At 60.7% G+C, this 14,509-nt stretch carries 11 protein-coding genes; 3 read left to right on the forward strand and 8 right to left on the reverse strand.

Going from position 1 to position 14,509, the window contains the following annotated elements; all coding sequences use genetic code 11:
- Nucleotides 1-134: 134 nt before the first annotated feature.
- From Q8O29_RS14205 to Q8O29_RS14220, 4 genes are all read right to left on the reverse strand, one after another.
- Nucleotides 135-1,940, reverse strand: coding sequence for an STAS domain-containing protein (locus Q8O29_RS14205; RefSeq protein WP_305563868.1), 1,806 nt, complete (start codon nucleotides 1,938-1,940; stop codon nucleotides 135-137).
- Between the two features lie 33 nt (nucleotides 1,941-1,973).
- Nucleotides 1,974-2,744: an RNA polymerase-binding protein DksA gene (gene dksA, locus Q8O29_RS14210; protein WP_371134244.1), complete on the reverse strand. Its 771-nt coding sequence runs from the start codon at nucleotides 2,742-2,744 to the stop codon at nucleotides 1,974-1,976.
- 644 nt (nucleotides 2,745-3,388) lie between these two features.
- On the reverse strand, nucleotides 3,389-4,444 hold the full coding sequence (locus Q8O29_RS14215; protein WP_305563870.1) for a GTP-binding protein: 1,056 nt from the start codon (nucleotides 4,442-4,444) through the stop codon (nucleotides 3,389-3,391).
- Nucleotides 4,445-4,665: 221 nt separating this feature from the next.
- On the reverse strand, nucleotides 4,666-5,847 hold the full coding sequence (locus Q8O29_RS14220; RefSeq protein WP_305563872.1) for a class I SAM-dependent rRNA methyltransferase: 1,182 nt from the start codon (nucleotides 5,845-5,847) through the stop codon (nucleotides 4,666-4,668).
- Nucleotides 5,848-5,947: 100 nt separating this feature from the next.
- On the opposite strand from Q8O29_RS14220, the gene Q8O29_RS14225 reads away from it, so the two are divergent.
- Nucleotides 5,948-7,702: a 7TM diverse intracellular signaling domain-containing protein gene (locus tag Q8O29_RS14225; RefSeq protein WP_305563874.1), complete on the forward strand. Its 1,755-nt coding sequence runs from the start codon at nucleotides 5,948-5,950 to the stop codon at nucleotides 7,700-7,702.
- Between the two features lie 187 nt (nucleotides 7,703-7,889).
- On the opposite strand, the gene Q8O29_RS14230 is transcribed toward Q8O29_RS14225, so the two are convergent.
- The 3 genes from Q8O29_RS14230 to dapF all read right to left on the reverse strand — a co-directional run bounded on the left by Q8O29_RS14230 (nucleotide 7,890) and on the right by dapF (nucleotide 10,649).
- A complete protein-coding gene (locus tag Q8O29_RS14230) occupies nucleotides 7,890-8,891 on the reverse strand; it encodes a tyrosine recombinase XerC (RefSeq protein WP_305563876.1) in 1,002 nt (333 codons plus the stop codon).
- 10 nt (nucleotides 8,892-8,901) lie between these two features.
- The gene (locus Q8O29_RS14235) at nucleotides 8,902-9,600 is read right to left on the reverse strand and encodes a DUF484 family protein (RefSeq protein WP_305563878.1); all 699 of its coding nucleotides are present in this window, start codon (nucleotides 9,598-9,600) and stop codon (nucleotides 8,902-8,904) included.
- A 152-nt stretch (nucleotides 9,601-9,752) separates the two neighbouring features.
- Nucleotides 9,753-10,649, reverse strand: coding sequence for a diaminopimelate epimerase (gene dapF / locus Q8O29_RS14240; RefSeq protein ID WP_305563880.1), 897 nt, complete (start codon nucleotides 10,647-10,649; stop codon nucleotides 9,753-9,755).
- A gap of 52 nt (nucleotides 10,650-10,701) precedes the next feature.
- Between dapF and Q8O29_RS14245 the strand changes: the two genes are divergently transcribed.
- Both Q8O29_RS14245 and Q8O29_RS14250 read left to right on the forward strand, forming a co-directional pair.
- Nucleotides 10,702-11,253 carry a carboxymuconolactone decarboxylase family protein gene (locus tag Q8O29_RS14245; protein WP_305563882.1) on the forward strand — a complete coding sequence of 184 codons (552 nt, stop codon included), beginning with the start codon at nucleotides 10,702-10,704 and terminating at the stop codon, nucleotides 11,251-11,253.
- A gap of 2 nt (nucleotides 11,254-11,255) precedes the next feature.
- On the forward strand, nucleotides 11,256-12,539 hold the full coding sequence (locus tag Q8O29_RS14250; RefSeq protein WP_305563884.1) for a lytic murein transglycosylase: 1,284 nt from the start codon (nucleotides 11,256-11,258) through the stop codon (nucleotides 12,537-12,539).
- Between the two features lie 221 nt (nucleotides 12,540-12,760).
- Here Q8O29_RS14250 and Q8O29_RS14255 read toward each other — a convergent pair whose 3' ends face one another.
- A complete protein-coding gene (locus Q8O29_RS14255; RefSeq protein WP_305563886.1) occupies nucleotides 12,761-14,209 on the reverse strand; it encodes a hypothetical protein in 1,449 nt (482 codons plus the stop codon).
- Nucleotides 14,210-14,509: the final 300 nt, after the last annotated feature.

Consider the following 14,509-nt stretch of genomic DNA (forward strand, 5'->3'; position numbering starts at 1 on the left):
CTGCAAAGCGGCCGCGACGGTCCATTTTTCACCGGCTTTTTGCCCCATAGCTACGGCTATGAGGCTGCAAACCCGGCAAAAACTGTCCTCGCCGGGGCCACTTTTCGCTTCGACGCCTTCTGCCGCCCAGACTCCTAGTCGATGCGTGACAGCACCCGTGCGTGTTCGGTAATACCGATCACATTGAAAAATGCGGCCACCAGGCGATGCACCTCAGTGAATTGCACAGCGCGATTTTCCGACTCGCGCGCTGACACCCAGTTGAGCAGGGTTCCAGCGGCCGAAAAATCGACGCGAATCAGCTTGGCGCATGAGATCACCATGATGTCCGCGCCCATCAACTTGGCTTCGAGCTTGTCCAGCACATCAATGGCGTCGCCTTCGATCTGGCCGGACAGCTCTACCGCGAACAGATTGGACATTTGTGAATTGCCATCCATCTGGGTGTCGCCGTCCATGGCGCTGCTGATGCTCGACGGCGCGGAATCGCGGTACACATCACCAATGATGGCCTGCCCACTGATTGCGGCGCCATGCGGGTCCAGCGGCTTGTACTCACAGCGCGCACTGTCCCACGCGGGCGGGGACACTTCATAGGTCACGCAAAAATCAAGCGCGGTCAATTCAAACTCGTCGGGCTGGTGCGTGACGCGCAAGGCCTCCATCCTGAGCTGCCACCATGCCTGGGGTGTATCCCGTACGCCCGAGGGTGTCGCGTCCTGCAGCACCTTCTGCAATTGCGCAGCGCCTATGAACCGCAATTGCACCGGTTGCGCCGACCAGCCGCTAAATATCTTGCTCAATGGCTCGACTGCGCCCGCATCCATGCTCTTGAGGTTGTGCCAGTCCAGGCGCCAGGGCATGGGGGCGCGGGACAGGGCTGCGGTCAGCGTGGCAACCGTCTGGATACCCAGCACGGACGGGCATATCCAGTCGGCTGCCGGGCCATTGCCGGGCAACGGAGCAGACGGGCGGGCCAGTTGCTTGACCAGGTCGGGCATGGAGAACCACTGCGGCGCGGAACGGTCAAAACGGCCTACAAACTCAATCGCCTGGTTCTCAAATTTATCCTGCTGACCCGTGGCACGGTACAAATCAAACAAGGCCAGCCAAGTGTCGGCGTGTTGAGCCCGGCTGCCGTGGGGGCCCAGGGTTTCAAGAAGACCCGACTCCGCGCCGGCATCATCACCATTGGCAAAGCGAATGGACGCCTCTTCCAACTCGGGGTCGTGCGCGATTTCCGCGCCATCCACCACCGAAAATTTGGAAGCTGAAAAGCCTGACGGCGTGTCATCGCGAGACAGCGCCGAAATAACCTTTGGGCTGCTCGGCCGCGCCGACGGCGGTGCAGGTTTGTCAAACGAAGCGCTCGACAGGTCCACCGTCACCGGAGCGGCGGCGGCACCTGTCTTTGCCTTGGCGAGCGCCGCCGTCAATTCGCCGGGCGATGTACGCACATAGCTGGCAGGCAGCGCGTTGTCCAGCAGCGGCGCATGGACACTCAGATTGCTCGGGGCAGCCGGGGCTACGGACAGGGGCGCGGACAATGAAGCGACAGAACTCATGGTCGAATGGGTGCCATGTTTGGTCTTCCACCACTGCATGGACATCTGGGCTTCAATTTCGTCGATCTTTTTCAGGGTCACGGCGCGGTCGTCCGGCTTGGACGGCATGCTGCTCTGGAAGAACGATGGCCTGGCCCCCGGATCTTGCCCGGTCATGGCTTCGCGTTTGCGCATTTTTCTGAGCATGTCGAATTCACGCTTGCGCACAAAGTCGTTGCGGCGCTTGCGCTCGATCATCTCCTTGAGCAACTGCTTGCTCAAGGCCTCCTCGCGGCCGGATTCCTTGTGCTCCAGATCGGACCAATTCGTCGCCGGGTTGCGGACGAATTTCACGACTTTTGACAACAAGCCTGGTGCAGGGTCTTCTTTGGCCATGAGTAAAGGTCAGATCAATCGGCGCTGGAAGAATCAGTCACCAAACATTTTTTGCTTGAGCTCGCGGCGCTGCTGCGCCTCCAGCGAGAGGTTGGCCGTGGGGCGGGCAATCAAACGCCCGACCCCGATGGCTTCGCCGGTTTCATCGCAGTAGCCGTAGTCACCCGAATCAATGCGGGCAATCGACTGCTCGATCTTTTTAAGCAGCTTGCGCTCGCGGTCACGGGTGCGCAGCTCCAGCGCGTGTTCTTCCTCGATGGTGGCCCGGTCTGCCGGGTCTGGCACCACCACCGTGTCTTCACGCAGATGCTCGGTGGTTTCGCCGGCACTGTTGTGGATGTCCTGCTTGAGCACGGACAGCTTGTAGCGAAAAAAAGCGAGCTGCTTTTCGTTCATGTACTCGGAGTCCGGCATGGCCTTGACCTCTTCGTCCGACAACATGTCGGCGGCCTTGGTTTTCCAGTTGTTGGCGAGCTTGGGATCTTTCTTGGCCGCCACATGAGGGGGCGGCGCGATCACACGCTCGGCAATGGCGGAGTAGCTGGCCTTGGCGGCGTCGGGCGAATGGGTCGGCACCATGGGCGCGGGTGGCGGCGCAAATGAGGAGTTTCGCAAGGAGGCCCGGCGTCCCGGCTTGAGGGCCGGTGTCTGGAGCGGCGCTGGCGCTGCGGCGATGGGTGACGGGCCGGGCGCGGCTTTGCCGACCGGGGCCGCAGCCGTTTTGGTAATCGTTTTGATAGTGACTTTTTCTTTAGGTTTGGCGGTGGCCTTGCCGGCCGCAGCCGGCTTGGGCGCCGACTTGATGACAGGTTGGGCCGCTTTGACCGCAGGTTTAACAACAGGCTTGTCAGCCTTTTTGGCGGGGGCCGATTTTTTGGCGGCGACAGGTGTTTTTCTGGCCGGTGCTGGCTTGGCCACAGGCTTGGCTTTGGTTTTTGCAACCGGCCTGGCGGCGACCTTCGGCTTGGCCTTCACAACTTTGGCGACCGGCTTGGCCGGTTTTTTGGCCAAGGCGGTTTTGGAAGGCGCAAGCTTGGCCGCCTTCTTGATCACCGTTTTGGCCGTGGCTTTGGGCTTGCCAACGGGTTTGGCAGCGGCCTTGACGGGTGGTTTGGACTTTTTGGCTTGTGCTTTCACATCGTGTCTCCTCGGGGAAGCAGCTTCGGGATGGCCCTCATGCTGGCCCTGGCTGAACTGTTTTTTGTCAGTCCAACCTTTTCTTTTATCTGATTGTCTGGTTTGCCTGTCGCCGTCGCCGCAGTTTCAAGGCCAGTACTTACCCTGACTTTTTCCCCTGACTGTCCTGGTCGGGACGTCCGGGTAGTGGAGTCGGCGCGCGATTGTAGCGGCTCGCCGCGATGTCGGGACGCCCGCAGGCCTAATCGTTGGAGAATAGAGACAAACATGAGGCCCTCCTGCCGTTCAAGGCAATGTGCAAACAGCCTACCTCAAACCAGACACTGCTCCAGGCCCTGGAGAAAAATATCTTTCGGCAAATCAATGCCGATGAACACCATCTTGCTGTTTTTCGTCTCGCCCTCGGCCCAGGCCGGACCCAGGTCGCTGCCCATCAGCTGGTGCACGCCCTGAAAGATCACCTTGCGCTCGGTGCCCTGCATGTTCAGCACGCCCTTGTAGCGCAGCATGCGCGGGCCGTAGATGTTGACGATGGCGCCCAGGAAATCCTCCAGCTTGGCCGCATCAAACGCGCGCTCGGAGCGGAACACAAAACTTTTGACGTCGTCATCGTGGCGGTGGTGGTGGCCGTGCGCAGCGTCGTGTGCATGGGAAGGGTGATCGCAATGCTCGCCCTCTGCATGGTCGTGCCCGGCGTGGCCGTGCTCGTCGGCTTTGAGAAAGTCGGGGTCAATGTCCAGTTTGGCGTTCAGGTTGAAGCCGCGCAGGTCAAACACCTCGGAAATCGCCACCTCGCCAAAATGCACGGCTTTTTGCGGTGCGCGCGGGTTCATGTGTTTAAGCCGGTGCATCAGCGCCTGAACTTCGCCTTCGGCCACCAGATCGGACTTGCTGATGAATATCTGGTCGGCAAAACCGACCTGCCGGCGTGCCTCCTGGCGGTCATTGAGCTGGGTGGGCGCGTGTTTGGCGTCCACCAGCGTCAGAATGGAGTCCAGCAGGTATTGCTCGGCAATTTCCTCGTCCATGAAAAAAGTCTGGGCCACGGGGCCGGGGTCGGCCAGGCCGGTGGTTTCAATCACCACGCGCTCAAAGTCCAGCAGGCCTTTGCGTTTTTTGGCGGCCAGCAGCTGCAGGGTTTCGCGCAGGTCTTCACGGATCGAGCAGCAAATGCAGCCGTTGTTCATCTGGATAATGTTTTCCTGGGTGTCGTTGACCAGGATCTCGTTGTCGATGTTTTCTTCACCAAACTCGTTTTCAATCACCGCAATCTTCTGGCCGTGGGCCTCGGTGAGGATGCGCTTGAGCAGCGTGGTTTTGCCGGAACCGAGAAAGCCGGTCAGGATGGTCACAGGAATCAAACTCATGGGGGTCTGCCTCAAAAACAGGGTGAAAAGATGCAGCGGGCGCGCGGCCGGAGCAAGGAGTTTAGCGGTCAGGCCATAGCCCTGATGCCAAGGCATGATTAACGCCCTTTCACCTTACACGGCCTGTCAAGCCCCAGAGCCTTCAACAGGGTAAATTGCTCCTTTTTTAATAGCTATGTACGCCCGTCCGACATGGGCTGGAGGCCTTTTTTACTTAAAAATCACTTTCTAAGTAAAACCAAGCCCTTGAGGTATTCGCCTTCGGGGAAATTCACCGTCATCGGGTGATCGGGCGCGCCACCGAGGCGCTCGGTGATGAAGGCGTCCACCCCGGCGTCCATGCCGGCCGAGGCCACAATCTTGTGAAACAGGTCGGCGCTGATGCCGCCCGAGCAGGAATAGGTGAACAACACCCCGCCTGGCGCCAGGATGGACAGGGCAATGCGGTTGATGTCCTTGTAGGCGCGCGCTGCACGCTCGGCATGCGCCACAGTGGGCGCAAATTTGGGCGGGTCCAGCACGATGGCGTCAAAAAACCGGCCTTCCCTGTGAAACTGGCGCAGCGAAGCATTCACATCCGCGTCCAGCATGGTCGTGCGGCCAGCATCAAAGCCGTTGAGCGCCACATTGGCGCGGGCTTTTTCAATCGCCGGGCCCGACGAGTCGATGGAGGTCACATGCGCCGCGCCGCCGGCCAGCGCAGCGACGGTAAAGCCGCCGGTGTAGCAATAACAGTTCAGCACGTCCTTGAACTGCAGGCGCTGCGCATGCTCGGCAAACTTGCGGCGGCTGTCGCGCTGGTCCAGGTAAAAGCCGGTTTTGTGGCCTTCGGCCACGTCCAGGCTCAGCTTCCAGTCATGTTCCGTGATCGTGATGCCGGTGTCGCCCGAACCCTGCAGCCAGCCGGTGGCTTCGGGCAAGCCTTCGAGCGAACGCACGCTCGCATCGGAACGCTCGTACAGCCGGGTCAGCCCGGTTTGTGCGAGCAGAGCCTCGACGATCACACTTTTCCAGCGCTCGGCGCCGCAGCTAGAAAACTGCGCTACCAGGGTGTCGGCATAGCGGTCCACCACCACACCCGGGAGGCCATCGGACTCGCCGTGAATCAGCCGCAGGCCGTTGCTTTGTATGTCAAAAAGGCTTCTAGCCCTTATTGCTGCTGAGATTCGCGCTATAAAAAATGAAGCATCGATACGCTCAGCCTCGTCAAAGCTCCAGGCGCGCGCGCGGATTTTCGATACCGGGCTGAAAGCCGCCCACGCCAGGAACTGCCCTGCACTGCTTTCAACCCGCACGGTTTCACCGGCGTCGGCCACACCTTTGGCGATCGCACCGTCAAACACCCAGGGGTGGCGCCGCAGCAGCGAGCGCTCTCTGCCTTCTTTGAGCCGAATTGTTTTCATGCCGCTATTGTCGCGGCCCGGGCTGCGCATTGAAAAGACGGCTGAACTGTGCTGTACTAACAGGTTTTTCCAACCCGACCATCGTGAATCAGGCAGCATTTTGAGCGACGCAGGCAGCACCCGACATATTTACGGCCGCATTCGGGCCTGCGTGTGCGCGCTCGCAGCCGGGCTGCTTTTTGCCGGTGGGCTGGCGCTGCCGGACCAGAGTTTGGCCCGCACAGTGCTGGACTTGTCGACGCCAGCGTTGCCCGTCGATCTGATGGACTGGGGCGACTACCGGATAGAGGGCGTCACGACGCTGTCACCGTCCAGCGTCGCGGCATTCGGCGACACAGGCTGGCAGCCCACCCGCGCCAACATGATCTATCCGCTGAAAACAGGTCAGTCGCTGTGGATACGCTTCACCGTGCCGCCAGCGCCAGACAATGAACGCTGGTACCTGGAGGTTCCTTATCCGTCGGTCAACCGCGTGTCGCTTTTCACCCTGGACAGTGCCGATCAATGGAACGAGCAGAGTGCTGGCGACACCATTGCCGTCAATGCCTGGCCGGTGCCGCACCGCCATCCGCTGCTGCCCGTCAACGTGTCTGCCGAAGAGCCGAAAAAATACCTGGTGCGCGTTGAAAATCCGTACGACTTCGGCGCGCCTCTGCGTTTTGTGAGCGAAAGCTACCTGAGCCGCAACGAACAGCGCACCTCACTGATTCTGGGTATCTACTTCGGACTGGCGGGGCTGGCCGTGATGCTGGCGGCGCTCAGCGCCGTGTCGCTGCGCGACTCGGCCTATGGCCTTTATGCCGTGAGTGTGGCATTGATGGCTTTGACCCAGGCGGCTATCACGGGCATTGCCGGTTTGCACCTCTGGCCGGAGTTTCCCGCCTGGAACGACCTGTCCGCCCTGGTGCTGCCGGTATTGACGGTGGCCTCGCTGCTCTGGTTCTCATCGGCGGTCGTCTCTATGCCGGCGCGCTCGCGCCGCCTGCATCAGCTTCTGACAGGCCTGGGCTTTCTGGGCATCGCTGCGGGCGTGGGCATCGCCCTGACCGAGCCCTCGCAGCGTTTCTATCTGATGGTGCCGTACATCGTGGTCTCGATGGTCGTCGCCACCCTGACCCTGCTCTGGGCGCGGCGCCGCGGTGACCGCTATGGCGGATGGTTGTTGTTCGGAAGCCTGCCGCTGATTGCCGCTTCCATGTTCCCCCTGGCGCGCCTCAGCGGCATGATTCCTGTCAGCTTTCTCACCATGTATGGCATGCAGATCGGCGTCGCGATCGAGCTTCCTATCGTCATGGTGATACTGATGCTGCGCAGCCAGCACCGGCGCGAAAACATGCGCAGGATTCAGGGGCTGGACCGGGTTGACCCGGCCACAGGCCTGATCAACGAGCCGGTGTTTGCCGAACGCCTGATGCGCATGATCGCGCGGTCGGAGCGGCTCAGGCACCAGAGCGCAGTGCTGATGATTGATCTGGTCAACACCGAGCAGATACAGCGTGATTTTGGCCGCCGGGCCGCTGAAGAGCTGCCCTTGCGCATGGCGGCGCGGCTGCTGTCAACCGCGCGCGAGATCGACAGCGCGGCGCGCCTGAGTGAGCAGCGCTTTGGCATGCTGGTCGAGGGCCCGGTGTCGCCCGAGGAGGCTGCCACGCTCGGGCCGCGCATCGTGGCGCGCTGCCTGATGCCCTACAAGGGCCTGCCCGAGGCCTGTGTGGCCCAGGTGCGCGTCGCCTACGCCCTGGTGCCGCGCCAGGGGCCCAGCGCCGAGATCGTGCTGGCCCGCCTGGCCCAGCGGCTGACCAACATACCGCCAGAAAGCAAACGCGCGGTGTTCTTGCTGCCGGACTACAAATAGAGCCCCTGGTTTACGAGCCCCCACGGTCGTTCACTGCGTGTAACTCCCTGCCCCCCGAGGGGGCCGCTGCGCCTGCGGGCCGGCAAAGCCGGACCCGCGGCCCCTGCTTGAAAAGAGATGCCTGCGCGGTCACTTCTTTTTATCCGTTCGTCCTGAGCTTGTCGACGGACAGCGCCGTGGCCCGAGATCAGTCCTTGGTCTTGCCCGCCGGCTTGACGCCAGCGACGGTCGCGCGCGGATGGGCGGCGTCGTACACCTTGGCCAGGTGCTGAAAATCCAGCCGGGTGTACACCTGCGTGGTGGTGATGTTGGCGTGGCCCAGCAGTTCCTGCACCGCACGCAGGTCGCCGCTGGACTGCAGCACATGGCTGGCAAACGAGTGCCGAAGCATGTGCGGATGCACTGGCGTGGCCAGCCCAGCCTGCAGTGAACGCTGCTTGAGGCGCACACGAATGTGCTGGGGCGTGAGGCGTCTGCCGCGCTGGCTGATAAACAACGCTGCATCGTCCTTCGCCCAGGCGCTGCGCGCTTCCAGCCAGGCCTGCAACGCCTCCAGCGCCTTGCTGCCGACCGGCACACTGCGCCGCTTCGAGCCCTTGCCGAGCACATGCGCCTCTGCTGCCTGCAGGTCTATCCAGCCGCTGGCCTGGCTGCTGGCCACCACGTCCAGCCCGGTCAGCTCGCCGATGCGCAGGCCGCAGCCGTACAGCAGTTCGGTGATGCAGTGGTCGCGCGCCTGCAGCGCCGGGTCGTCGCCGTCCGCGCCCTGGAAAGCCGCCAGTTGCACCGCCTCATCGACACTGAGCGCCTTGGGCAGCGGTTTGGCGGTCTTGGGCGCGCGCAGGTCCTGCACCGGGTTGCTGGCTACCAGGCCTTCGCGGCCCAGCCAAGTGTAGAAACCGCGCCAGCCGGAAAGAATGAGCGCAATGCCGCGTCCGCTGCGACCGCCGCCGTGCATCTGCGCCACCCAGCGCCGCATGTGGAGGTTTTGTACCGCCGTCAGCGCCACACCGGCCTGCCGGCAGTTGGTCTGCAACTTGGCCAGGTCCAGCGCATACAGCTCAACGGTGCGCTGGGCCAGGCGTTTTTCGACGCGCACATGTTCAAGGTAACGCTCAACCAGCGGATCGTTGTCAGGGGCCGGCAACGCGGCTCCAGCAGCACTGGCGGAGGCGTCCTGCCCGGCCATGCCTCGTCGGCTAGTTGGCCATGGGCCGCAGGCGCGACAGCGCCGCGCCGGCCAGCTCGCCGATGCGCTCAAGGAAGTCGGTGCCCATGCTGCTGCTGAAACGCTCGGGATCGGGCGAGGCCAGCACCAGCATGCCAAAGGCCTGCGGCGCTTTTCCAGGCCGCAGCGGGATCAGCGCCACCGACATCGCCTGCGCCGGATCGGGCAGCCAGCCAACCGCTTCAAAACCGGAGTTGACGCCGCAATACGGCACGGTCAGCGACGAGGCAAAGGTTTGTGTGTCGTCGCTGACGCCGGTTGAAAAATCTTCCATCGAAAAAATGCCGTTGACGTGCCAGACCTTGATCGCCGCCTGCGGCACGGCAAACCGCGCCTGGATTTCGCGCACGATGGTGTCCGGCAGGTCGCGCGCATGGGCGGTGAGCAAGAGGTTCAGCGTGCATTGCTGCAGCTTGTCGGCAATGCCCACGTTCTCCTGGCCGTAACGGATCATCTCGACCACTTTGGACTCAAGCCCCTTGATCTTGTCGCGCAGCATGCCGGCCTGGCGCTCCTGCAGGCTGACCGCGCGGCCGCCGTGGCCGCTGGACAGTTGCACGGTGGCCAGCAGCTCGGCATGGCGCTCGAAGAAGTCCGGCGTATTGGCCAGGAAGTTGGCAATGTCGTCTTCGGTGATCGGGTTGTGGATGGAGCGTTCGCTTGGGTTCATGTTGGGGTGTTCCGGTTATTGATCTTTTCCAAATACACGGGCAGTGAATTGGACCGTTTTCACCCTCGCCCTCTGGGAGAGGGTCGGGGTGAGGGATTGAGCGTTCTGAATGTCATGTGTTTTGAAACGCTCAATAAGTCGTCAATTGATAGTCACAAGTGGTCGGGGACGTCTATCGAGGCTTCAAACACCGTGGTCGCCGGGCCGGTCATCAGCACTGGCGCCGGCGCGGCATCCACGCCGCCCTGCCATTCGATGCTCAAGGTGCCGCCGTGTGTCAGCACATCAACCCGCGCGTCCAGCAGGCCCAAGCGTATGCCAGCGACCACTGCGGCGCAAGCCCCGCTGCCACAGGCCAGGGTTTCGCCGGCGCCGCGTTCATACACCCGCAGGCGAATCTGGCTGCGTGAGACGATCTGCATGAAGCCGGCGTTGACCCGGCGCGGAAACCGCACATGGCCCTCGATCAGCGGGCCGGCCAGCAGCACCGGGGCGGCCTCCACATCATCAACGAGTTGCACCGCATGCGGATTGCCCATCGACAGAACCGCTATCAAAACAGGAGCTGCCCGCGCAGGCAAATCAAGGGCCAGAGGCCATTTTTGCCATGAATTTACCGGCACGGGTATCAAACCGCTGGCATCAAACGGCACCAGCGGCAAATCGAACACCGGCGCGCCCATGTCCACCGTAACACGGCCATCGGCCTGCATGCGCGGCTCAATCACGCCGTTCATGGTCTTGACTCGAACGCTGTGCTTGTCGGTCAGGCCCTGCTCGCGCACAAAACGCAAAAAGCAGCGCGCACCATTGCCGCATTGCTCGACCTCGCCGCCGTCGGCGTTGTGGATCACGTATTCAAAGTCAATGCCGGCCCCGGCATCCCGGGGCGCAGGCCGCACCGACAGAATCTGGTCAGCACCCACGCCAAAGTGGCGGTCTGCCAGAAAACGGTACTGGCCGGGTGTCAGGTTCAGGCGGCCGGCAGTCTCATTGAGCATGACAAAATCATTGCCCGCCCCCTGCATCTTGGTAAATCGGATCAGCATGCCCGCATTATCCGCCGAGCTTGCAGGCCCACTGCACACGTGAAAGACACCCATGCGCATCCCCGACTGGACCCCCGCCCTCAAACCCCAACCGCAAGACCTGGTCGATGCTGTGCTCAAGCGCCGCGGCGGTACGCTGATCAACCTCGACAAAGCCCTGCTCTGGAGCGAACCACTGGCGCGCGGCTGGAATGTCTACCTGGGCGCGGTACGCACCGGCTTGCCCACCAGCCGCAAGCTGCGCGAGCTGGGCATCTGCACCGTGGCGCTGCTGACAGGTGCTGCTTACGAATACCACCACCACGCTCCGGATTTTCTGGCTGCCGGTGGCCAGCAAAAAGAACTCGATGAGCTGAACGCCCTGGTGAAGGCAGACGCCCGGGTGTCAGCGCAACACGCCGACCTTGGCGCGGTCGAACAGCTGGTGATCCAGTACGCCGCGCAGATGACGCTGGACGTGAAGGTCAGTGACACGGTGTTCGACGCCTTGCGTGAGCATTTCGACACCACTGAACTGGTGGAGCTGACCAGCGCGATTGCCACCTACAACATGGTGGCGCGTTTTCTGGTGGCGCTGGGGGTGTCGCCCGAAGAGCATGACTAGGCATGCAACAAACACGTCCCGGTTTTCCTGTGCCAGCCCTCTTCAGGCGGGCGCTCACACTGCTGACAACTTTCGCGCTGGCAGCCGGCGCCGCCACGCTTCAGGCCAGCGCGCAGACGCCGCAGACCAGCAGTTCCCCCGCGCCTGTCGCGCCCGGTGATGCGGAACGTGACCAGCGCTTCGCACGCTGGATCGTGGACTTCAGTAGCAGCGCGCGCGCAGCCGGCATCAGCGAGGCCACGCTGCAAATCGCCTTCGAAGGCACTCGTTTCATCCCGCGCGTTACCGAACTCGATGGTGTACAAGCCGAGTTCACACGCGCTGTCTGGGACTACCTCGACAGCGCAGTCTCGGCGCAGCGCGTAACCCGGGGCCAGGACCGCTTGCTGCAGGCGCGGCCCGCCGTTGATGCGGCGGCAGCGCGTTACGGTGTGCCGGCAGAAATCCTGGCGGCGATCTGGGGCATGGAGAGCAACTACGGCGGCAACACCGGCGACATCCCGACGATTGACGCCCTCGCCACACTCGGCTTCGAAGGCCGGCGCGAGGCCTGGGCGCGCAGCCAGTTGCTGGCAGCTCTCAAAATTTTGCAGAACCGCGACATCAGCCGCGCGCAGATGCTCGGCTCCTGGGCAGGCGCCATGGGTCAGACGCAATTTTTGCCGTCGAGTTTTCTGGCCTATGCGGTCGATGCCGACGGCGACGGCCGGCGCGACATCTGGGGCAGCATTCCCGACGTGATGGCCTCGACCGCCAACTTCCTGGCCAAAGCCGGCTGGCAGCCCGGCCAGCCCTGGGGGCAGGAGGTGCGATTGCCGCCGGGATTTGACTTGGCCCAGGCCGACGGCGAACAGCGGCGGCCGGCCTCTAGCTGGGCCGGATTGGGCGTGCAAACGATGGACGGCTCTCCGCTGTCGGCGCTGACCGATGCGGCCCTGCTGTTGCCTGCGGGTGCGCGTGGGCCAGCTTTTTTGGTGGGCCCGAATTTCCGCACCATCCTGCGCTACAACAACTCGACCAGTTACGCGCTGGCCGTCGGCCTGTTGGCGCAGGCACTGGGCGGCGGCCCGCAGGTTCAAACCGCTTGGCCGCGCGACCTGCAAGCGCTGTCACGCAGCCAATTGCTGACGCTGCAGACTGCGCTGAACTCACGCGGTTTCGACAGTGGCACGCCCGACGGCATGGTGGGACCGGCCACGCGCACCGCTGTTCGTCGCTACCAGCGAAGTGTGGGTTTGCCCGCAGATGGGTATCCGACTTTGGAGTTGCTTCAGCGGTTACAGTGAATCTGCAGTTAAAGGGAGCAGGGTCACTCACAACAAGGGGCACACATCTTCCTGCGGCGCTGGGCGTGTCAGGGGCGCAGTAACACAAATGAGAAGCGGCCAAATCGGACCGAAAACGAATGGCCAACCGCAGGAATGTCGATGCGGCTGTGTCTCATACTTGGTGTTTCAAACAGTCGTGACCTGCGCAAGCCGGCGCGCAGCGTTTGAGCACTGCGCCATTAAATCTCGACAGTCTTCGGTTTTTTTCCTGGATATCTTGGCTTGTTAGGCTTGGCAACTCGGCGAGGATTAAGGTTGCCTTCGTCCTCATTCTCATTCTCATCCGTAGGATTGACTGGAAGCAACGACTTTATCGCCAAGACAACCCCCTTTTTACCCGCCAACATATCCTTCAAATAAGGGGCAAGAACATCGGTCTGCAGAGCCGACGTCCCCGCCCATCCACGAGCGACCATTTCAATGAAGTGCGTCGGCGTAAAGTATCGTCTACCAAACGTCTCCGCATGCACAACAGTGCCGCCTTTCTTTCCCTTTCCGGTAACAGCCTTGATCAGGCGCTTCCAATAGCTAACTGGAACATAAATGTCAGGAACATGACTTCCGGTGTCGTGGGATAAGAGCTTGCTGCAAAATTTGAGGAAGAATGGATCACTACCAAATCGATATCCATCACAACTTTCGTCAGCGGCCACTTCTACCAACGTCGCAGCAGCCACATCCATACGCGCAATCTCTATGGCGAGTTGATCGTTAGGCCGATAGCCGTCTTCACCATCAGCTCCGGCAAACATTTTGTATTGCACAAAGACGACGGACTTCATAGTCTCGTTTACATAAACTAGATCAACACCAAGCTGCGTTTCGAGCGGTAGCTTATTCGCCAAAATTACAGTAAGCTTGGTTTCACCATTTATGAAGGTCTTTGCAGGATAGTGTTGGCGCTTTACAAGAATCCAATCTTCATTCGTGTCATCAAGATCCTGAAGTATTGCCAAATCCTCAATCGTCGTTACGGTCTCGTCTGTATCAAAAATGGAAGTCAATCCACCCGGAGCATTTTCGTCCAACTGCGAGTCAATTCGCAATTGCTCTTTAGGGATACCAGCAATTTCAAGGGACGTGACCACCGCATCGCGCTGATAAGCCCAGTTCATTTTCGCGTTAGTGGGTGTGGGATCGAGCGGCAGTGAGCTTCTATTTATCAGTCCTTCCGCGAGTTTGACGGCATCAGGATCGGCTTCACGTAGCGCCGCCATGATGAGGTCGAACGCTGCGGAGGAGACATGACCTCCGTCAATCGCCTTCCTTGCACGCCAACCCTGTTTACCTTCGATTTTTTTTCTAATACGCGCAATACTTACAGGTTTCGTGAATTGAGTGAGATTCCACATCTCAAGTTTATCTTTTCCGGATTCCGCAGCATAGTAAACAACGCTGCGTGCTACATGCGTTAAGCATCCCCTTTTCGCACTAATGAGGCACAGCATCTCTTTGCGCCGCACCGCCATAGGAATCTTGGGGACCGCCTGACTGCAAATACTGCTTACCACTAAGTCGTTTTTTAATTCTTCTAAACGATCAGCTACAAGCATAAGAACGTATCCATGTTTAGGAATCCATGGAAATCTTGATTCAAGATATTGGTTACCCGCTATTGGCGTTGTCATCCCCCTCCGTTTGATCTTATTAGCTCTCAGGTTAAGGTTCTACTAGAAAGACTGGTTTCTGGCTGAACCCTACCGCCAACCTTGAGAATAACAGTCCCCATCCGGAACTGAATAGTGCTTGAATCGAGAATCTGCCAGAATTAATCTCGAAAGGTCAGAATTATTCCATTTCTACTTCATAAATGAAGTAATCAAGGAGCTCACAATCCAATCCCAAGAGACAATGGTGCGCACAGTTTCAGGGTTTTGCTCCAAAGTTCTGAGTCCCAGTGCAAGCTGCTCCTCCAGCGCGTCAAGGCT

Source organism: Polaromonas sp., assembly GCF_030689685.1.
Classification (GTDB): domain Bacteria; phylum Pseudomonadota; class Gammaproteobacteria; order Burkholderiales; family Burkholderiaceae_C; genus Polaromonas.

What these genes read in the sequence shown, in the direction of transcription:
- Q8O29_RS14205 (WP_305563868.1), bottom strand. Translation starts at nt 1,940, where the DNA reads ATGGCCAAAGAAGACCCTGCACCAGGCTTGTTGTCAAAAGTCGTGAAA.
- Q8O29_RS14215 (WP_305563870.1), bottom strand. Translation starts at nt 4,444, where the DNA reads ATGAGTTTGATTCCTGTGACCATCCTGACCGGCTTTCTCGGTTCCGGC.
- Q8O29_RS14220 (WP_305563872.1), bottom strand. Translation starts at nt 5,847, where the DNA reads ATGAAAACAATTCGGCTCAAAGAAGGCAGAGAGCGCTCGCTGCTGCGG.
- Q8O29_RS14230 (WP_305563876.1), bottom strand. Translation starts at nt 8,891, where the DNA reads ATGGCCGGGCAGGACGCCTCCGCCAGTGCTGCTGGAGCCGCGTTGCCG.
- Q8O29_RS14235 (WP_305563878.1), bottom strand. Translation starts at nt 9,600, where the DNA reads ATGAACCCAAGCGAACGCTCCATCCACAACCCGATCACCGAAGACGAC.
- dapF (WP_305563880.1), bottom strand. Translation starts at nt 10,649, where the DNA reads ATGCTGATCCGATTTACCAAGATGCAGGGGGCGGGCAATGATTTTGTC.
- Q8O29_RS14245 (WP_305563882.1), top strand. Translation starts at nt 10,702, where the DNA reads ATGCGCATCCCCGACTGGACCCCCGCCCTCAAACCCCAACCGCAAGAC.
- Q8O29_RS14250 (WP_305563884.1), top strand. Translation starts at nt 11,256, where the DNA reads ATGCAACAAACACGTCCCGGTTTTCCTGTGCCAGCCCTCTTCAGGCGG.
- Q8O29_RS14255 (WP_305563886.1), bottom strand. Translation starts at nt 14,209, where the DNA reads ATGACAACGCCAATAGCGGGTAACCAATATCTTGAATCAAGATTTCCA.